Consider the following 18,459-nt stretch of genomic DNA (forward strand, 5'->3'; position numbering starts at 1 on the left):
CAAATTAGCTGAGGCAGACAATGTTGACGAAACCGAATTATTCTATAACATAAACAAATGGCAAAATCTATTTTAACAATCACGCTGAATCCATCCGTAGACAAGAGTACCAGCGTACCACATATCGTTCCTGAAAAGAAATTGCGCTGTGAAAAGCCTATATACCAGCCTGGTGGCGGCGGAATCAACGTATCTCGTGCCCTGAAAAGACTTGGTTTGGCTTCAACGGCTCTTTTTACTTCCGGGGGAATGACAGGCAGTTTGCTCGAAAGCTTATTGCAGCTGGAAGATATTGCTATAGATCCCATTCGGGTGAACGGTGAGACCCGCGAAAATTTTATCGTGGTTGACAGCGCAACCAATCAGCAATATCGATTTGGGTTTCCAGGCGAAGAGTTTGAATCCAACGAACTGGAGGGGATTAGGACTTCGATTGACGAACTCAAGGATATCCCGGATTTTGTCGTTATCAGTGGTAGTATGCCGGCTGGGGTACCGCCCGAATTTATACGATCACTGATCAATACGTACAAAACGAAAGGTAGTAAAATACTAATTGACACATCTGGCGATGCCCTTCGCCTTGCATTGGAAGAAGGTGTCTTTTTAATCAAACCGAATGCCGGCGAGCTCGCTGCGCTTGTGGGAAAAGAGGAATTGGGGCATTCCGATCTGGATATGGCCGCCCAACAGCTCATTTCGCAGGGGAAGGCTACGCTAATCGTAGTCTCTCTGGGTGCCCAGGGCGCTATATTGTATTCAGAAACAGAAAGAATACAGCTGCCTTCCCCGCTGGTCAAGGTACGTAGTACGGTGGGCGCTGGTGACAGTATGGTTGCTGGAATGGTGTCTGTCTTAGCCCAACAGGGAGATCTCGAACATGTCCTACAGATGGGAATCGCCTGCGGCTCGGCCACGACGATGGCCGAAGGAACTGGGCTATTCGCTAAGAAAGATGTGGATCGGCTGTTTTCGGAAATAAAAAAAAGATAAATATTGAGGATTTTGCCTTACAAATGAAGAGATTGCTTTACAAAAAGGCGCACAATCCCGTGCGCCTTTTTTATTCTACTCATCTTTTCCGTTTCCCCAGTTTGGCCAGTAGTCTACTTGTGGCGAAACTGACCAGGGTACCCAATGCTGCCGTGAGGGCGGTCTGCAATACATCGCCCAGCGAGATACTGGCCCAAATGGAACAGATGGTACCGCCGATGGCCGAGACGCGCATATCATTCACTTTCATCCATCGTGCTCCTTTCTACGGTATCTTCGGTTCCATTTTTAACGGACTTATTCTCCCTGATGCCCGCCGAAGGTTCCTTATCGGTAGGCGATACAGCTGCCGACATCGTATCATCCAGTGCCGACTGATTCCTTTCACCATCGTCCGGATTATATTTCCCTTCCTGCGGCTCCTTCGCATCATCCAGCTCCGACTGCGGCTTAGCCTCATCCAATACCGTTTCGATAATGCCAAGCCCCAAGGCCAGGTATTTTAATACATTCCCTACCTTTCCCGGTAGCTTAACAGGTGCGGCCAGCAACAGCTGTAGCACCCGTCCTATTTTGTTAAAGATTTTTTTCATGATTATTCTATTTAATGGAGTTCACTTGCCCTGTATCGGGCGACGCTCACTCGACTTGTACTTCGACCAGTCCCTGCAGCATTAGTTCGACCACTAGCGGATAGAATTTTTTGTAGGCGACGCCCGAGGCTAACAGGCGATAATCGCCATCCTCCAGTACATATTGCGTACCTACCAGAATGCAGCCGGCGGTCTCTTTGTAGCTATTTCCTTTATGGAAGTAGACATAGCTAAAGTTGGGTATAGCTCCAATCTCCAGCATACCGCGGTGCATTTTGGGGTAAGCGTCGTAGTAACGGCCATTCATTGCCCCGTCGCGGTTAAAACCGAGTGGGTAATGCCCGGTAGGTATAGCGGTTTCGCCCCTTATTTTCACGGGGCGCGGAATATTCTCCAGACCGTAGCAGACAAATTGATTGTTCAGGTAGATCTCGGACAGCGTGCTATGCTTGCCATGTTTTGTACGAATTACTTTTATCGTTGATTTCATACGCAAGATTTAAATTAGAAAAGACCGAGGTATTGACTTCTGGAATACAGGTTTTCATCACGATCATGCAAGAAAAGGTACAGGTGCACCGGTCGATCATGCAGAATGGATGGCAGCTCGATCGTCATCTGGAGATCCTTCCGCAGCACCTGTTGTTCATTGATGGCTGCCTGCTCGCCAATAATATCATAAGCACAGAGTATGACCTGGTCATCCCATTGGTTATAATCTTTGATGTTGGATTCGGTTACATCCCAGCTCAGCTGAATCGTATTGGACGTGCGTACACAGGTATTCACCGCGAGCGGAGACAGCATGCCATTGCTGATTTTTGCGAGGGCGGGCACCACCTCAAAATCCGGATATTCCCCCTGTATCACGTTCGTCAGCGTATGTGACATGGCGCGGCCAAAAGCCGCCTGCACCGTGCACTTGCTGTGGGCAAAACCTTTGCGGATGAGCGGGTACAGCGGATTTAAAAATCGGCGTGCCAGCCGAAAGCGTTCCTGCGCAGCCTCCCTACGTGTCGGATCTGTAACCTGCTTTTTAAACTCAGAAATCACCAGCATATCTTATCGTTTTGTGTTCAAAAATCAGGAGGAGCCACATGCTCCTCCCTTTCAATTAATCCTTTAGCGGCTAAGCCAGGTCAAATTCGCCCAAATACGTACTTTTGGATACCTTTTCGGCCTTGCGGTCGGTAAAGAAGATCCAGACATGCCCCTTGCCACCGAGCAGGTGGGCCGGGATCTGGATGTCTATCGTACCGGCAGCACGGGTGGGCGGTGTAGGTGCTGTCATAAATTCATCCTTTTCGGGCGAATAGACCAAGATAATGACCTGATCATCGGCCTTGGTCTTGTACAGGCTGTTGAGGATGGTATCCCAGTAGATAGAAAGAATTCCATTATCCACAGCAGCCTCCATGCCGCCGCCATTGAGGTAAGAGCCCGTACTGATTTCGATCTTGCTGTAATCCAAGCTAAAGTTTGGATAAGTACCGCTTACCGCCTGTGCGATATTGAGCTGCAGTGCCACGTTTGTGGGCGTCATCTTTTCGGTTTTGGAAAGCCCAAACCCCACCTGCAGGATCGGCGTGATCGGCATCAGAAATTTGGAGATTTTCAGGAAACGGTCCTGTTGGATCAGCTGTTCTTCGGACATCCCTTTCGTCCGCTTTTTGGGTAGGCCTTTGAGGTAGTTGATGGATTTCCAGGACGAAGCTATCACAGCGCCCACTTTACCACTTGCTCTTCCGATTACACCATTGTTGATTGTTGCCATGTTGTTATTTTTTTTAAAAAGTTAAACCCCATAAAGCTTTCATTTATACCGGTATGTATTGCTTTACTTCGACAAACATACCACATCACATAGCCCCTTGTCAATAGCATAAAACAGGTTGGCGGAGACTCGTCGGCGGCAGCCCGTCTTTTGTCGGCGTGTTGTCGGAGGCAATCGGGCATATTCCAGGTACACCGCCGTCTGGCACTTCAAAAACTACGGGTTTGAGCAGCAGTCTCGGGCCTTTGCTTCGCACCTGATTCGTACCTGCTTCGGATCAGCAATAGATCTTGTACAGATACTGACCAGACCTTCACCAGTCTCCGAACAGGGAAATACTGTTCAGCAACGGATTAACAGTGGCTGCTTTTACATGCAGCCCCGAAGACAATACGAAGCAGGTACGAATAGTGTAGGGATTTAAGGCATTTGCCGCGGCCATTTTTTATATTCGGCCACATACAGCTGCACCACATCTTTTTTGAGAAAGAGATCCGCATTACCCTCTTTATAGGTGGCTTTGAGCAGGCCTTTGGCGATACGGCGCTCGATGGTGCGCACACTTTTGCTCAAAAAATAGGCGACTTCGTGGATGGTCATTGTACCGGTCAGCTTGTGGAGCTCCGTATACTGCTGTTCTTGCAGCAGGTCGAGGATACGGTCCAGCTTGGCCGCTAAGGGCGTATATCCGATGCCTGATTTTAATTGAAAAGAATAGTGGATTTTAAGGTGAATAGCTGTCGCATTGGACACAAAACGGGGGGTGATCTCCTGTTGATCAGGAGATCCTTTTACAAAAAACATAAACGGGTAAGGTTAGCTCGACTAACCGCCGAAATCCAGCGCAGCAGCAGACCTGTTGTCTACTGCGCTCGGTCTATCTAAGTTTATAAAGTGGGATGATTCAATTGAGCCGAATAAGGTTATCCCATCCCTCATGCTCCAGGTTATTGACGTTATCCAAAAAATCCTTTAGTTTTTTTTCTTTGCGCATCCATTCAGTTATCTGCAGCAGGTTGCTGATTTCCAATTCCGTCATATTCAACTTGAGGCTGTCAAACACTTCCTTACGAAACTCCAGGTAAGTGGCATTTGGCAATATCGGTTGACGGACGAGCATCATATTTACCCTACAGGTTTTATTGATGCGGAAATACCATTTATCAAGCCCCAACCTTTCTAGCTCCTGCATGAAATGATGGGCTTCCAAACGGATACCATTGATCAGGACGACTTCTTTTTTTCTTTTTTGGGAAAAATAAAAGGGCACATCAAACATACGTACATCATTCATCTGCAAGGTATTTAAATTGAATGGCGAATCTTTATGCAGCACATCATAGAGTGATCCGATTACGATAGTCCTATCCAATGCACTTGGAGGTGCTATAGTTCCCGCTCTATCTGTTGTGTTTTCCTGCGACATGACCTCTTTCCCTAACAAAGCCATCACATTTTCAGTTGTTAGCCACCATAATTCGCCGTTACGAAAAACATAGATCACGTAGGCTATAAAGCCTAGACCAATAAAAGGCATATAATGCAGCAGATAGCTTCTTAACAAGCTGTACGTATCTTCGCTGCGCACAGAAGCGAAACAATAGATAATGAAGAGATAAATCGATAGAATCGATATAGTTGTAGCAAGAATTGCACAGCAGAGCTGACCTTTGGGTATACTCTTGGTCATGACCCTCCCCTTGCTCATGAGTATCAAATCAGGGTACCGCTTCTGCCAATAAGTCCCAAAGGCTTCAAGAAACATCTGCGTGAACACGACCGCAACACCAATCGCAATTGCAAATGCCACCGTCCACATCCAATAGGTCTGTGTCCAAAATCGATTCAGATAAATACCGTGATTTCCGATTAAATTAAAAAGCATGGAGATGAGTAAACTCTCCACCGTTAGTTTTAATACTTTCATATGCTATGTCAAGCTCTCTTAAATGGCTTAGGTTTCTACTGGTTTACAGATCCAATTTACTAAATAAAATCAAATATTAAGCAAAATTCAATCATCCAAAAGAAGATTATCCTCCAAAACCCCGGAGGTTAGGACAGGGCGGTTGCTAATTTGATCTATTTAAATAAATATTTGCAAAAACACAATTTGTATGAAAGAGAACTTTGACAATCCAGGTGTGGCGCAAAAAGTAGCCACCCTTCTTGCGCTACCCTTAGCGGAGCGCGCGCTCGAGATGCAACTTCTTAAAGACGATTTTGCAGTCTGGATGGAACACAATTTTGACTTGAAGCCCCATCAGGTGGAGCAGCTCTATGATTTTTCACCTGGATTTCGGAAACAACTTGGCACAGCGATAAGCAATTATCTCATGCAGGGCAACGTACTTCAATTTCAAAAAGAAGACAAGGGAGATGATGATGATCCAGATTTTAAGGAGCTTATGGTTCACGGCCTCGATGAATGGCAGGATGGTGTGGCGACGATGATGTTCACTCCGCTGTTTATCCGGATTTCCTACACCGGTCCGCAGCAGTAATCCAACCCTACGTTATCCAAAATCCATTTCCCCCGATCATACCGAAATCCTGACCGGGGGGATTTTTATTGACTTATACACCATTATGAAAACAGCACTACAGATCGATATCGCACAAGTATTTGACCAGCCGATCAGTCCGAGAACTGATACGCTCAAGCCAAGCATAAGCATGTCCAATGCGGACTATCAACATTACGAAAACCAACATGGGCAAGCCTGCCTGCAGCTGTTTGATGGCATGCTCGGCTACATCAATATATTGGATCTGCATCTACCTGCGGATATTGTCATTCCGATGCAAGTCACAGCGTCGGATATGCATATCTTTTATCTCTTTACAGAAGATCGTGCTATTCAGATCAGGGATGTCCAGAAGCGGATCAGTTACAGCATCTCTTGCAATCGCGGCCGCTACTTTTACTTAACCAGAAGTGACTATGAAATCCATGTTCCTGCCGGAAGGTATACCCTCATTAACTTTTATTTCCGCGGTAGCATTTTTCGCGATGGCAATGAGCGTCCCTTCCAGTTTCTTCACCCCTTGATCCATGCCTATCGAAAACAAGATCCGAATTCGTGGTGCAGCATCGATTTCCGTGCTGGCATCAGGACCATTTCATTGCTAAAAACCATTGCGTCAAAAATCAAGAAAGGCGACCTCGACAGTGAGGTCAATATCCTTTGGGGTATCAAGAAACTAATCCAGCTATCGAAGGAAAAGATCTTTGAAGAATATGACAGGATTTCGGAATCCCAAATCAAATCCAAAGAAGCCCATGCAGCTATTAAGCAGGCCGTATCCGAGCTTGGCCAGGATTTTAAACTGGACGATATTGCCTGGCAGCTCGGGATCAGTATGGACTATCTGCATCAGCTTATCCAACTTTATTATGGACAGAGTCCTCAAAAGCTGAAAATAGAATTCATGCTAGATCTCGCCAAGAAATATATTGTGGACGGTATGCCTACAAATGAAATCGCCTATGAACTGGGCTATGCCTCACCGAGCAGTTTTGCACGCTTTTTTAAAAAGAAAACGGGCATGACGGCTACGGAGTTTTTTAAGCGGTATAACCAAGACTATTTATAAAATTTATTGTTAAATTAACCTAGTGACCTAAAAACATGAAAGAAATCATTCAAAAAATCGGAAAATTTTTCAGCGCGATCGGAAAACTTTTTATCGCTGAGCCAGCTGACAAAAGCAAGATTATTGCGAGAAAAGTCTGTGGAAAATATAGAGCCTGGAAATATGGCCCGCTACGTATTTGTATCGAGATGGCCGCCTCCTATTTCCCTGAAAATTATCAACTTGATGAAGAGGTACTCAAGGCAGCAAATGCTGCTGGCAATATTTATTCTCCAAAGGCTATGCTTTATTACCTTTTGTCCCATGCAAGGAAGATAGCAGCACCGCGGCAGCCATTGCCCATTAAAACGAGCTATAGCTATGTGGCATGGCAGATGATCAATCTATCAAAAGTGGATATCGTCACAACCCTCACCAAACACCCCCGTTTAATAGAAATTCGTGAGGAAACGCTGGAACTGTCTGCTGCGAAAGCCGAGATACTGATCTTGAGTAGCGGTGGTGATTATCTTGAAGTAAATCATCTTCTTTCGAAGATTGACCTGACACATAAATATGTAATTATCTGTTCTGTTTTTGAAGAAGTCTTTATACGCGATCATATTCTTTATCGAGTAGATCGGAAAATTAAGCCAAATTTTAAAAGCGAAAACGAATATCTGGCATTCATTGACGAGATTATCCAAGAAGCCACCACAATACACCTTTGAAAATTTAACCGCAGCATCCCCTCCCGAGGGGATTTTTTATTGCCATACCCTATCATCACTTCAATCCGGTACATACTCGACTCCAGATTCGGCCAAGTCCGGCTGCTTTTTAGTACCGAACTTTGGTATAAGTTAACGACGAAAAAGTTAGTAGGATAAAAACGAAGAAACAATAAAAGCCCAGTGGGCAGGCCGCGCTAAGGATGCGCCGCTGCCAACAGACAAATGGATCAGGTAAAACAAAGTTTTATGAACAGAAAGTACCATATATTGAATAGGATGATAGCCCTTTTCCGTTGCATCGGAAAGCTATACTCGTCCCTGAGGACGCAGGTGCATCTGCTGTCTATGCCCAAGGCATTGGTCAGCAGGCTGGTCAAAGACCCGTTTCAACTGGACACTTTACCGCATCGGATTGTCTTCGCCCAGAAGAGAGTTGTACAGCGAACGTTGCACAACCGTAAAGGGGCACTGTTCACGGAAATCCCGGATGGCCCTTAGGGGTCATCTGGGAACAGGCAGGCTGCGTATCGGGATGCAAAGCTAGCCAGCGAGGTCTGCTAAAAGACACCCCACAACATAAAATTAATCAAAGTTTTTTGAGGCAACCTTTTTTTGATCGGATAAAAAAGACCACAAAAATGAACAGCAAAAAGTTTATTAAAAAAGCTGCCATCGCCTTCGGGTCGGCATTGACTTTAGTACTAGGTATCGCATTCGCGGTAAATGCAATGGAAAAGAAAGTGGATAAGCAGTCTAATATTGAAACACAATCCACATTTGTTCCGGATCAATGGTTCCAGTATACTGGACCAAATTCCTCTGATCCTAATTATGAGGATGAAATAATGGATCCGGACAACTATACGCCAGTTACATCACCTTCCTGTAGCACTGGGGCACAATTGTGTGAGGTGCATGGTGAAGATAATGGAAGTGGGAAACCTACTCAAGGAAGTTTAAATGAACTGGAAAACCAGATTCTAAAAAACGAGCCTCAAGACACCAACAAAGTGCGTTTTCATAACTAAGTAGGTTAGGGATAGTGGGACAATGATTTTCATTGTCCCACTTCCGATTATGGATTTTGTTCGATGCCGCCCCGTTCAATGACCTGAAGCGGAATTTTATAAGCGAATTCCATCACACTCTTTCCCTGCATCGAAACGACTTCACCGTCAATTCTCCTTTTAAGATCAACTATCCTATTCTCAGCAGCAAATCGTCTTAAGTCCGTCCATCGCAGTCCTCTAAATACAAGTTCTCGCCGCCTTTCCAAAAGAATAAATTCCAGCAGAGATGCTTCGTTAACCGGCAATGTTGGTATCTCAGCATATCTATTTTTTAATAATTCCATTAAGGTTAATTTTGCATCGCTCAGTTGCCCGGCCCTACATTCAGCTTCTGCTTTATTCAATAACACTTCTCCTACCGTCAATCCCATAAATATACCCTGTCCAGAAGGGTTATAATTACCGGTAAACGCGTAGGTGCCATTGGCATTTTTCGTAAAAAACAATTCTTTTCTCCTATCCTCCTTGGCATAACTGTTATACAGCAGCGTATCCACGGTAGCCTTATCTTCCAATAAAACACTTGTAGGGATCATCAAGGCATAAAAGATAATATCATCATTGTAGGCATCGAATGGACGGGCTCCTGTTTTTTTAATTTGATTATAATCAATTGTTTTTCCACCTGTCGCCAGCGCCCTATCTGCATATGCCAGTGATTTGTCATATTGCCCAAGTCCCAGATATATTCTGCTTAACAGCGCCAGAGCCGCTGTTTTATTAGGTCTTGTTGGGTATTCATATTTTTTATCCGATAAAAGCCCCAGAGCCTCTTCCAGGTCCTGTAATATCTGATTGTAGGTTTCGCCCAAACTTGACCGCTGTAATTTCTCATTGATATCCGAATTGGTCTTAAGTACTATTCCCAAAGCATTTTCGCTGTTTTTGTTATAATATTTACAGAATACCTGTGCCAGTGAATAAAAAGAAAAGGCACGGTGATATAAAGCCATTCCTTTCAGCTCATTACGACTAAGACCATCCGGCAGATAATTTACCTTATCAAGATAATCCAACACCACATTAGCGTAAAAAATAGTGATGTAAGAATTACTCCAAAAGCTATTTTCTGTCGGCTCTTTTGACCAGAGGTAAGCTTCCCGATATTCTACCATTGAAATGGCTTTAAAATTTGCATCTGTCAGGTAATAATTGTCGGAAGCGACCTCCAGAAGCCCGGGATTTCTGAACGAATGATTGTCCAAAATGGCTGTCAGTTCAATGTTGCTATTCGGTGTATTAAGCTTGGAATCGGGCTTTTCTTCCAAAAACTTTTTGCATGAAGTGATACACAAATAACAAGCAGCATATAATATCCATTTATAATACGTAGTTTTCATTTCTTAAAATTTTAAATTAAATCCAAAAGTGTACTGTTTGGGAACCGGAATTGTATTTGGATAACTCGGATCAAGGCCTTTATCATTCTTGCGCCAGATTACTCCGAGATTACTTATGTAAATAAAGAAGCTTAATTGACTGATGTGCAAGGGACTAATCTCACCCATTCGATACTGAAGTTTAATATCCTGCAATCTGATATGATCAGCCGGTTCGACCAGCACTTCACTATTACCATAAAATCCGTCTGCCTTGTTCAATGGATAAGTCATTGCAGGTATATTGGTCGACTTTTCATCGCCCGGCTTCTGCCACCTACTGTAAAAGTCAGGATGACCATCCCCCCTGCTGTAAAGATCTGAATAGCTTATGGAAGGCCTTCTGAAAAAATATTTAAACTGATACAGCAAAGAAAAGGACAGATTAAATTTTTTGTAATCAAAAAAGCTGTTTACAGTACCGTAGATCAGTGGCCGTTTAGACCCGTGCAACTTCAAATCTTCAATAGGAGCCTGTTTACCCGCCATCTTTGAATAATCTTTTGACACTTCGCCATTAAAATATCCCATCGGTTCACCTGTCTGCGGGTCAAGCCCCGCGAACTTATAACTGTACATGGCGTAGGGCATCACATCTTTATAGGCTATAAAAGAACTGGACACCAAAGAAGAAGCTCCCGGATAATCAACAAAAGTCTTTTTTACCCAATTGTTATTGTAGGTGAAGATAAAATCAGTCCGCCATTTAAATCGTTTATTGAAGTTAATTGACGATAAACGAACATCAACACCCCTGCCGTCTACATCTGCCACATTCATAAGCTGACTGATCAAACCTACCGTCGGATCCAACGGATATAGGTGGATCAGATCAAATGACTTTTTCCAGTACATATCCACACTTCCTGAAATACGGCTATTGAATAGGGAATAATCAAGTCCGAGGTTAAATGTTTTTATTTTTTCCCAACGTAAAGAAGGGTTGGGAGCAACAAGTACCTGCGCTGATGGCCAACTGATGCCATATAAAGCGTTAAGTGTGCTGTATTGAATTGTTGTATTTCCCGAACGTGAGGGATCAATATTTCCGCTAAAACCATATGTAGCCCGGAATTTCAGTTCATTGACAGGAATAGATTCCATAAACCGTTCCTTCTTGATATTCCAGCTCAATCCAGCCGACCAGAGCGGATTCCATTTATCATTTGTATTTACACCAAAAACATTGGAAGCATCTTTTCTGAAACTGCCACTTACCGTATAGCGGTTCAATAAAGTATAAGATCCATTTCCAAATAATGATACGTATCTATTGTTTGTCTGGCTCTTGGTTATAAAAGAAGGTATCTGTGCATTGGATGCGAGATTATTGTAAGTAGGATACCTATTCATATAATCAATTTGGGTACTATAGATTAGCTTCTCCCCATCATAACCATACATTCCATCCGTAAACGCCTTAACGGCTTTCGCGCTGACTTCTGACCCCAGTATTACGTTCACCCTATGATCAGGATGATTGTTCCATTTAAAATCTACCTGAAAACGACCAAAATGTGAAACGGCATTATTGCTTCCGAATTCAAGTATCCCCCCAACAGGTATCGGTCTATTGACCACTCCATTTGTGCCGACATTGGTATATAGATTGACCATTCCTCTTGATCTTATGGAGTACTGGTCGAAAACCGTCTCATCATCGTTCTTTTGTATTTCGTTTCTATACCTAAAACTCAGTCCAAACAGTTTGTTGATCTGATAATTTAGCGACGCACTGGTCAATAAGCTGTTCAGCACAGCATTGCCCTTATTGTGCTGTAATTCTTCCAAGGGCTTATATGTCCAGTCCAGCAGATTAGGATCAGCTAAACTTTCGATATAGCCAATGCTATAATTATAGGGTATTGAAAGAAACTGGCCGTCTGCAGTTGCCAATGAAGAATATGGATACCTGCTCCCGGAATTGTCATAATAGCTGAGCAGCTGCGTCTGCCTGCTTTCTAATCTAGCATACATCATATCAAGCTCCGCCTCTAGTTTTCGCGTCAGCTTGAGTTTATTATAAGCCTTCAGCGTAAACCTATTATTATCTGAGGAGACCTGAGTACCTTTTGAGCGGTCATACCCTGTTGATATACGAAAACTATTCCTGTCACCGCCGCCACTCACTGAAAAAGAATATTGGCTACTGATTGCAGGCCGATAAAGATATTTCAATAGATCATTTCTAATATCCGTCTGACCATAAGTATCCAAGAGATCATTCAATTCCTCTTCGGTTAGCAATCCTTTTTTCTTTTTCTCCATGGCCTCAATCGCCATCGGAAGGATGGGTTTGGATCTTGAATTTATATTCGAATTGTAATAGCCTTTATTGTATAATTCCAGCTGCACCGCAATCAGGTCAGCATTCGCAATAGCCTGTCTTTTAAAAAGATCAGGTTTTTGGATGACTGCGGTATTTTGACTCGCCTCTACCACCAGCGATGAGTTTTGTTTACCTCGTTTTGTGGTAATAACAATAACACCATTGCCCGCCTGTGCTCCCCAAATGGAGCTGGCGGCGGCATCCTTTAAGACAGTGATATTTTCCACATCATTCGGATTAATGGCATTTATATCACCACTATAGGGAAAATTATCGACAATGATCAGGGGGTAATTGGCCCCTCGGATTGAGCTAACCCCATGTATGTTGAGTGACTCGTTTGCAAATTTCCCTGTATTGTTAAAATTAGCATTTGCATTATCCGAATACATACCAGAGACCATGCTCTTGACACGTGTCAAAATATTAGGTGCGGGAGAACGATTGATATAAAGTGAATCTATTTTCTCGAACGATCCAGTAGCACGTTCTTTTGGAATATACTGAAAACCTGTAGAGAATACAGCCTCCTGCAATCGGATCGAATTACGTTCCAGTACGATCAGGATATTCAGGTCATTCGACCTGACAACATACGATTTGGGGACGTAGGATATATGCGAAAATTTGAGGGTATCGCCGACCGAAAGACTGTTTATATTGAAGGTACCATTGTTCTGAACCTTAAAGTTGCCCTTTCCTACCGAAATAATATTGACATCTGAAAGCGCCTTTCCTTCTTGGTTCTGCACACGGCCTTTTAGCATGACAGGATTCTGCGCAAACACTTCAAGCCGCAACATAAAACAAGTTGCGACCAATAATATATAATAGTTCAACTGTTTCATCACTGTATAATTAAGAAGTTTACAATTCTTTTGTCTTTTTCGGCAATTAGACCGTTTTCTTTTAAGAAATTACAGAGCTTGTCCTTCGTCTCAAAGTCCTTCACTGAATAATTGGGAATAAGAACTTCACCTTTTATTGAATCAATAATCTGCCAATTAGGCCTACTCAGGCGAAGATCTTTGATCAGATTTTTTAGCGATTTAAATTCCCTGCCCGATTTAGGTTTTATGGATGTCCTCCCCTTGCCTGCTTTTACAACAATACATTCAACTAGTGAATCCCTTACACTGACATTTAAGCCCAGACAGGTGTTCAAGAGATCAGCCATATTGATCCTGCCTATGGATTTTGATTCGAAGCAGATCAGGTTTTTTTTCTCCCAGTATGCTATACCCTCGCCTTTAGAAAGATAATATTCGAATCTTTCCGGATCAGAAACATTCCAGATGATCTGATTAGCGGCAAATTTGTAGCGGTCTGCATAGGCCAATCTATATAAGCTCAGAATTGATCTATTTCGATAAGAAATAATCTCGTAGGGACCGACCTTAGATTTTTCAAAAGGGCTTATATCTTTTACATGGTCGGTTATAATTGCATAGCCCAATAGACTGTCATGGGTAGATCGAACCTTTCGATTAAGCTCCATATCCACTATAAATCGATGGAAGTTCGGCTGGAGTTCAGGTTTGAGTTCCGCATGCAATACACCTTTTGTGGCGAAGGTAAGCAGGTCATCTTTCGTGATTTCCTTGCTTCCCGTGAGACCAACGACGACGCCCTCTTTATTTATCCATACCAGATGAGGTATACTTTCATGCGGGAAATAACTTTTCAATCTGCTGTCAGCTATAATGCTTCTCAGACCAGTACCTTTTAATAGATCATTCCTCTTAAAAAAGGACAAAATGGACTTTTCCGTCTGTTCTGAGACTGCAACAAGGCCTATATCCAAACCTCTGCTGAAATCAGAAAGTTTGGCTAGCCCGGTTAAACAAGGAGCACATCCCGTATTCCAAAAGTCTAACACGAGTGGCTTTGCTTTAAATTCGTTAAGTGAGACTTTCTGTATATTATTTAATCGTTCATTAAAAAAGAAAAACTCACTGTTCCATAACTCTTCGGGAATTCTGTCACCAATCTCCAGCGGAGTTGGCCCATCGGCCCCGCTGTTCTTGCGGGGCGTCTGAGCTGATAAACTAAACATAGAAACTAAGAGGAAAACGATTACAAGTAATGTAATCTGTATAATTGGAATATTGACTACCTTATCCAATAAGGCAGTGAATAGATTAGATCTTTTTATCATCTGCTTGTGGATTAAGTATTATTCAGCAATTCGGTTAAAGAAACTGTGGATCCTTTGTTTGGCTTCCAGATCGGCCGTAATGACGTCGGCAGGTTCCGCAAAGGCAAATGGCAGCACATCAATGCCGATCTTGCGAAAGTGCACCAGGAAATAAGCCATCAGCACACGGCACACTTTCATCAAAAAGGTATGCATCTGCTTTACGTCGGCAACATCTTCCTGTACGGTCCCCTTTCTATAGTTTTCAAAGAGTACCCACAGGATTTCCTGTAATTCGGTAATGGTATGTTGGGACCAGAAGTCCATAATGGTATGTAATGGATCGTATCCATTGTCGTATATTTCATAACATGCTAGCTCAAAGGGTAGCATATTGTTTGATTTTTGATTCATAATTTAGTTTCATCAAATATGACAAACCCGAGGTGCTACCGGAAAATTAGGCCAAAGCATCCCCCTTCGCGATTTTTTCGCGTTAAAAAGGCTTGTCACTGCACAGATCAAATGCCACCTATGCGAAATGGACAAATAAGATTAAAAGTCCGAAAAGCGCCGAAATACAATTTCAAGGCATACATAGGGTTAATTATGGCGCTCCCTGCCGGAAAGAAGTAAATACCGACCTACAACACTATTGGATTGCAATAAAAACTACAGGTGAAAAGTTTGGACTGAATGAAAATTTGCTTAATTTTAAAGTGCGAATTTTAAATGAAGCTGTATCACTGGCCAATATTACCTTTTAATGCAATCATATAAATGTATAGGTCGGTGACAGGCGTAAAAAGAGGGAAATTAGACTGAACTGCGTTCAGCTGTCTTTTCATTTTAAGGAAAGTCAACACCTCCCCTATTTATTGCTCTTTTACAGCCTGTTTTATTTATTGTGACCTATTCAGGCGCACGAAAAATGTTCTTTAAAAGTGATTTGCGGGAATACCTCAACAAGCGATCTCTGATCGGTGGCGGGTAATGAAAGGTGTTTGTACTGTTCGTTCTCATAATCTTTTTTGGTTTTTATGTGAACGAGCTCCAAAAATTAACTAAGGAATGAAACCTTGCCTTTCGCCACTCTTTCGCTAAAGCCCGGAGGCATTAGCTAGGCCTTAAGTAAACTTAAGGTGGTACCCGGAAGCGGCTACTCAGCAAGGCTCATCCCCGCGCGTATGCAAAGATACAATATTCGCAGGTAATGAGCTAACCTTACCGCCTCCTTCCCAGGTACCAAGTGGAAAGTTGGAGACTCGTCAATAATATCAAAGTGCTCAAAACACTTAATATTTTCAAAGTTAACTCGATGCCCTTTATGAAAGGCATCAATAAAATAAGACAGACAAGTAAAACTTAGCTATCACTAAGCAAATATAATCACTTAGTTATTGCTATGCAAATAATTTTATGAAATTATGGGTGAAAAAATACCGAAAACTAAAATCGAGTGGGAAATTGTGAAGTTGGTTAGAGAAATGAGGAATGAAAAAAATGTAAGTCAAGCAAACCTTGCTAAAATGCTTGGAGTAACCCCGGGATATATAGGGCAGATTGAAATAGAAAACTCTCCCAGCATGTATAGCTACGATCAATTAAACAAGCTGGCAACAGGATTAGAATGTAGCATAAAAGATTTTATGCCTGAAAAGCCTCTCAATATCTAGTTCGCATAACAGTAAAAAAATCGAGCAGCTTAGTAAGCTCCGTTATGTAATTTTAGATTTGCAATTAAAATGCTAAAGAGGAATAATTTGATTAAATAAGATTAAAGAATTCAATCGCGAGGCGAATAATAGAGGAAAATGTATAATCAAATGAAGATAATGTGAAGTTCAATGCAATACTCGACAGAATTGTGCATACGGCATATCGGTTTACTATCAAAGGAGAAAGCTTACGTAAAAAACCGTAACTTTGTCATGCTAAACAAGAAGCACAGTCACAAAAACTGGGTGCCTATCGCCGGAATACTTGAGTGCATATCACCGGAATATGCAATCGCCGAAACATCTGGCCCAACATTACCGAAATAGACAGATGCTGGGCAAGTTCTAAAACCCCCAGTTTGTTCTTGATGATTTTTTCTTGTGTTGTTATAACTCTAATTTATTTTACAGTTGTTAATTTATCGCAACTGTCAGATTAAGTCTTGACTACTTCAGCTTAACTGCCGATTTTATTTGCAAGTCCAATAACAATATCAATAAATTATCAGCTTAATAACTTATGCAATATATTCCAGTGCCTTTGGATTTGACGTTTTATGGCGCCAGTTTTGAATATTGACTCAGCTTTGTAAGCATATGATAAAAAATTTCCCCAATTATATCTTTCAGATTTATAAAATTTTTTAGGGTTTGATTTATCAGGTAAATAGACTCGACACCTTTTTGCACCCAAATAACTATATCTTTTATAAATCCTGCGTTTAAACAAAGGCTGTTTCTCTCCTCCATAAATTTTACTCGAAAAATACTTACCACGTCTAACTCCACGTTTCATTTTTCTATAGTATCCTGAAACACTTGCTGACTTCAATAAAACTTTTTTGCCATCAAATTCAAAACCTAAATAAGTGAGCTTTTTATTCCAATTAATTCCGTCAGGAAACTCTTGTCCACATTGAAACCCTTCTCCTTTTCTCTTTAAGTGAAAAACTTGTGTTTTTTGAGGTTGAATTTCTAATTTTCTTTCTTTGATCAGTTCATAAATAGAATCCTTTATTTTCACATACTCAATTTTTGAACAAACAACTATTATATCATCACAATACCGACGATATAAACTTTTCCCATCTAATAAGTTCAAAACAGCTTCATCAAATGGTATCATATATATATTTGACAGCAATGCACTCATTGGAGTTCCTTGAGGAATACCATAATCGCGTTTAATTTTAGAGCCATTTTCATCAAACAAAAATTCACCAGTATTATCAGTTTGGTATAATTTCCTTTTAACTAACCTTTTACTAGTTTTCAAGAATTCTTCCTTTTCACAAAACGATATGGCATTTTGATTCTTTAAGAATTTTATAGCTGAAATTTTCTTTTTTCTTCTACCTAGACTATTTCCATCTTTGTCGAATTTTTCAACTATTATTTTTTCTTTATAACTTTCGAATAATTGCACTAATTCAACATAAGTAAATCGAGTCAAGCTTTTAAAAATATTAAATGAAGAATCATCGAGTTTGCTTCCGCCTGCAACTTTAACCCACTCCTTTAGCAATAAATTATGATTGAGATTATCGAAAAAACTAGAGACATCAAATGTCATGACTACAAGATTATCTAAACTATAGTTTTGAATATAGTCAAAAACTTCTTTTGCAAAATCAATCGTACTTTTATGAGACTTTAATCCTGGCTTTTTAATTCTACGGTAAGCAATGACAGATTTTGCGAGATCTGAACCTAAAATGAAAGTTTCATATTTATCACTAAGTTCTTTTGTATGGTAACTATATATTAATGAATCTAAATGGCTTGCATAGTATAGTTCTCGAAGCTTGATACTAGGGACTCTTTTTTTTTCATTTTCAACAATCCCTGTTTCATTATTATATTTCTTCCTAAACTTTCGAACCTTGGATGTTCTATGAATAAAAGGTAAAAACGAGTGTTGGGCCGTCTTGGTTTTAACATAATTTGTCACCCATTTTCGATCCCTCAAACCTAAAGGATATCCTATATGTGGATATCTCTTTAATTTAAACCAATCTATCTCTTCCTTCTTACTCATAATTTTAGTTTATAAATGGATAGGGCTTCCCGACGGAGCTAGCTAAAAATAGTACATGCATATTTCGACTAGACAAACAGAGGCTGTTCGTTTTGCCACTCCTCAATTTGGGACGTAA

The 18,459-nt window shown here is 41.5% G+C and carries 20 protein-coding genes; 8 read left to right on the forward strand and 12 right to left on the reverse strand.

From position 1 onward, the window contains the following. Positions 1–57: 57 nt before the first annotated feature. Positions 58–993 (forward strand): 1-phosphofructokinase family hexose kinase, encoded by a 936-nt coding sequence (locus tag IQ31_RS02050; protein WP_145326960.1) that lies wholly within the window; start codon positions 58–60, stop codon positions 991–993. Between the two features lie 79 nt (positions 994–1,072). On the opposite strand, the gene IQ31_RS27255 is transcribed toward IQ31_RS02050, so the two are convergent. From IQ31_RS27255 to IQ31_RS02070, 5 genes are all read right to left on the reverse strand, one after another. Next, positions 1,073–1,228 carry a hypothetical protein gene (locus IQ31_RS27255; protein ID WP_158638774.1) on the reverse strand — a complete coding sequence of 52 codons (156 nt, stop codon included), beginning with the start codon at positions 1,226–1,228 and terminating at the stop codon, positions 1,073–1,075. Position 1,229: 1 nt separating this feature from the next. Next, entirely contained in the window at positions 1,230–1,586 is a 357-nt protein-coding gene (locus IQ31_RS02055; protein ID WP_145326961.1) for a hypothetical protein, read from the reverse strand. Positions 1,587–1,632: 46 nt separating this feature from the next. Continuing rightward, the gene (locus tag IQ31_RS02060) at positions 1,633–2,076 is read right to left on the reverse strand and encodes a DUF5675 family protein (RefSeq protein ID WP_145326962.1); all 444 of its coding nucleotides are present in this window, start codon (positions 2,074–2,076) and stop codon (positions 1,633–1,635) included. 14 nt (positions 2,077–2,090) lie between these two features. Continuing rightward, positions 2,091–2,645: a DUF6266 family protein gene (locus IQ31_RS02065; RefSeq protein ID WP_070561183.1), complete on the reverse strand. Its 555-nt coding sequence runs from the start codon at positions 2,643–2,645 to the stop codon at positions 2,091–2,093. 70 nt (positions 2,646–2,715) lie between these two features. After that, complete coding sequence (locus tag IQ31_RS02070) at positions 2,716–3,360, reverse strand: DUF6266 family protein (RefSeq protein ID WP_070561184.1); 645 nt, start codon at positions 3,358–3,360, stop codon at positions 2,716–2,718. Between the two features lie 118 nt (positions 3,361–3,478). Here IQ31_RS02070 and IQ31_RS02075 point away from each other — a divergent pair, with 118 nt between their 5' ends. Continuing rightward, a complete protein-coding gene (locus IQ31_RS02075) occupies positions 3,479–3,784 on the forward strand; it encodes a hypothetical protein (RefSeq protein ID WP_145326963.1) in 306 nt (101 codons plus the stop codon). Here IQ31_RS02075 and IQ31_RS02080 read toward each other — a convergent pair. Together IQ31_RS02080 and IQ31_RS02085 are read right to left on the reverse strand one after the other, a co-directional pair. Continuing rightward, positions 3,781–4,164, reverse strand: a complete 384-nt coding sequence (locus tag IQ31_RS02080) for a helix-turn-helix domain-containing protein (protein WP_145326964.1) — start codon at positions 4,162–4,164, stop codon at positions 3,781–3,783. The genes IQ31_RS02075 and IQ31_RS02080 overlap by 4 nt on opposite strands. 100 nt (positions 4,165–4,264) lie before the next feature. Further along, positions 4,265–5,287, reverse strand: coding sequence for a hypothetical protein (locus tag IQ31_RS02085; RefSeq protein WP_145326965.1), 1,023 nt, complete (start codon positions 5,285–5,287; stop codon positions 4,265–4,267). A gap of 190 nt (positions 5,288–5,477) precedes the next feature. On the opposite strand from IQ31_RS02085, the gene IQ31_RS02090 reads away from it, so the two are divergent. The 5 genes from IQ31_RS02090 (at position 5,478) to IQ31_RS02105 (ending at position 8,698) form a co-directional block, all read left to right on the forward strand. Further along, on the forward strand, positions 5,478–5,864 hold the full coding sequence (locus IQ31_RS02090; RefSeq protein ID WP_145326966.1) for a hypothetical protein: 387 nt from the start codon (positions 5,478–5,480) through the stop codon (positions 5,862–5,864). Between the two features lie 85 nt (positions 5,865–5,949). Continuing rightward, a complete protein-coding gene (locus IQ31_RS02095) occupies positions 5,950–6,957 on the forward strand; it encodes a helix-turn-helix domain-containing protein (RefSeq protein WP_145326967.1) in 1,008 nt (335 codons plus the stop codon). A gap of 35 nt (positions 6,958–6,992) precedes the next feature. Continuing rightward, positions 6,993–7,667, forward strand: a complete 675-nt coding sequence (locus tag IQ31_RS02100) for a hypothetical protein (RefSeq protein WP_145326968.1) — start codon at positions 6,993–6,995, stop codon at positions 7,665–7,667. Between the two features lie 296 nt (positions 7,668–7,963). Continuing rightward, positions 7,964–8,131: a hypothetical protein gene (locus IQ31_RS27260; protein ID WP_158638776.1), complete on the forward strand. Its 168-nt coding sequence runs from the start codon at positions 7,964–7,966 to the stop codon at positions 8,129–8,131. A gap of 177 nt (positions 8,132–8,308) precedes the next feature. Further along, positions 8,309–8,698, forward strand: a complete 390-nt coding sequence (locus tag IQ31_RS02105) for a hypothetical protein (protein ID WP_145326969.1) — start codon at positions 8,309–8,311, stop codon at positions 8,696–8,698. 47 nt (positions 8,699–8,745) lie between these two features. Here IQ31_RS02105 and IQ31_RS02110 read toward each other — a convergent pair whose 3' ends face one another. The 4 genes from IQ31_RS02110 to IQ31_RS02125 are packed head-to-tail and all read right to left on the reverse strand — an operon-like array spanning position 8,746 to position 14,999. Further along, positions 8,746–10,080 carry a RagB/SusD family nutrient uptake outer membrane protein gene (locus IQ31_RS02110; RefSeq protein ID WP_145326970.1) on the reverse strand — a complete coding sequence of 445 codons (1,335 nt, stop codon included), beginning with the start codon at positions 10,078–10,080 and terminating at the stop codon, positions 8,746–8,748. A gap of 3 nt (positions 10,081–10,083) precedes the next feature. Beyond that, positions 10,084–13,296 (reverse strand): SusC/RagA family TonB-linked outer membrane protein, encoded by a 3,213-nt coding sequence (locus IQ31_RS02115; protein WP_145326971.1) that lies wholly within the window; start codon positions 13,294–13,296, stop codon positions 10,084–10,086. After that, positions 13,296–14,606, reverse strand: a complete 1,311-nt coding sequence (locus IQ31_RS02120) for a TlpA family protein disulfide reductase (protein WP_145326972.1) — start codon at positions 14,604–14,606, stop codon at positions 13,296–13,298. Before IQ31_RS02120 ends, IQ31_RS02115 begins: the two co-directional genes overlap by 1 nt. Positions 14,607–14,624: 18 nt before the next feature. Beyond that, positions 14,625–14,999 (reverse strand): hypothetical protein, encoded by a 375-nt coding sequence (locus IQ31_RS02125; protein WP_145326973.1) that lies wholly within the window; start codon positions 14,997–14,999, stop codon positions 14,625–14,627. Between the two features lie 1,013 nt (positions 15,000–16,012). On the opposite strand from IQ31_RS02125, the gene IQ31_RS02135 reads away from it, so the two are divergent. Next, the gene (locus tag IQ31_RS02135) at positions 16,013–16,261 is read left to right on the forward strand and encodes a helix-turn-helix domain-containing protein (RefSeq protein ID WP_145326975.1); all 249 of its coding nucleotides are present in this window, start codon (positions 16,013–16,015) and stop codon (positions 16,259–16,261) included. Between the two features lie 547 nt (positions 16,262–16,808). Here IQ31_RS02135 and IQ31_RS02140 read toward each other — a convergent pair. After that, on the reverse strand, positions 16,809–18,341 hold the full coding sequence (locus tag IQ31_RS02140) for a reverse transcriptase domain-containing protein (RefSeq protein WP_145326976.1): 1,533 nt from the start codon (positions 18,339–18,341) through the stop codon (positions 16,809–16,811). Between the last annotated feature and the right edge of the window lie 118 nt (positions 18,342–18,459).

This window comes from Sphingobacterium siyangense (assembly GCF_007830445.1).
GTDB classification, from domain to species: Bacteria; Bacteroidota; Bacteroidia; order Sphingobacteriales; family Sphingobacteriaceae; genus Sphingobacterium; species Sphingobacterium siyangense.

Bases quoted from the DNA above. Each gene is read 5' to 3' on its own strand.
- IQ31_RS02135 (WP_145326975.1), top strand. From the start codon at position 16,013: ATGGGTGAAAAAATACCGAAAACTAAAATCGAGTGGGAAATTGTGAAG.
- IQ31_RS02100 (WP_145326968.1), top strand. From the start codon at position 6,993: ATGAAAGAAATCATTCAAAAAATCGGAAAATTTTTCAGCGCGATCGGA.
- IQ31_RS02065 (WP_070561183.1), bottom strand. From the start codon at position 2,645: ATGCTGGTGATTTCTGAGTTTAAAAAGCAGGTTACAGATCCGACACGT.
- IQ31_RS02115 (WP_145326971.1), bottom strand. From the start codon at position 13,296: ATGAAACAGTTGAACTATTATATATTATTGGTCGCAACTTGTTTTATG.
- IQ31_RS02090 (WP_145326966.1), top strand. From the start codon at position 5,478: ATGAAAGAGAACTTTGACAATCCAGGTGTGGCGCAAAAAGTAGCCACC.
- IQ31_RS02085 (WP_145326965.1), bottom strand. From the start codon at position 5,287: ATGAAAGTATTAAAACTAACGGTGGAGAGTTTACTCATCTCCATGCTT.
- IQ31_RS02070 (WP_070561184.1), bottom strand. From the start codon at position 3,360: ATGGCAACAATCAACAATGGTGTAATCGGAAGAGCAAGTGGTAAAGTG.
- IQ31_RS02120 (WP_145326972.1), bottom strand. From the start codon at position 14,606: ATGATAAAAAGATCTAATCTATTCACTGCCTTATTGGATAAGGTAGTC.
- IQ31_RS02055 (WP_145326961.1), bottom strand. From the start codon at position 1,586: ATGAAAAAAATCTTTAACAAAATAGGACGGGTGCTACAGCTGTTGCTG.
- IQ31_RS02105 (WP_145326969.1), top strand. From the start codon at position 8,309: ATGAACAGCAAAAAGTTTATTAAAAAAGCTGCCATCGCCTTCGGGTCG.
- IQ31_RS02110 (WP_145326970.1), bottom strand. From the start codon at position 10,080: ATGAAAACTACGTATTATAAATGGATATTATATGCTGCTTGTTATTTG.
- IQ31_RS02140 (WP_145326976.1), bottom strand. From the start codon at position 18,341: ATGAGTAAGAAGGAAGAGATAGATTGGTTTAAATTAAAGAGATATCCA.
- IQ31_RS02050 (WP_145326960.1), top strand. From the start codon at position 58: ATGGCAAAATCTATTTTAACAATCACGCTGAATCCATCCGTAGACAAG.
- IQ31_RS27255 (WP_158638774.1), bottom strand. From the start codon at position 1,228: ATGCGCGTCTCGGCCATCGGCGGTACCATCTGTTCCATTTGGGCCAGT.
- IQ31_RS02125 (WP_145326973.1), bottom strand. From the start codon at position 14,999: ATGAATCAAAAATCAAACAATATGCTACCCTTTGAGCTAGCATGTTAT.
- IQ31_RS02060 (WP_145326962.1), bottom strand. From the start codon at position 2,076: ATGAAATCAACGATAAAAGTAATTCGTACAAAACATGGCAAGCATAGC.
- IQ31_RS02080 (WP_145326964.1), bottom strand. From the start codon at position 4,164: ATGTTTTTTGTAAAAGGATCTCCTGATCAACAGGAGATCACCCCCCGT.
- IQ31_RS02095 (WP_145326967.1), top strand. From the start codon at position 5,950: ATGAAAACAGCACTACAGATCGATATCGCACAAGTATTTGACCAGCCG.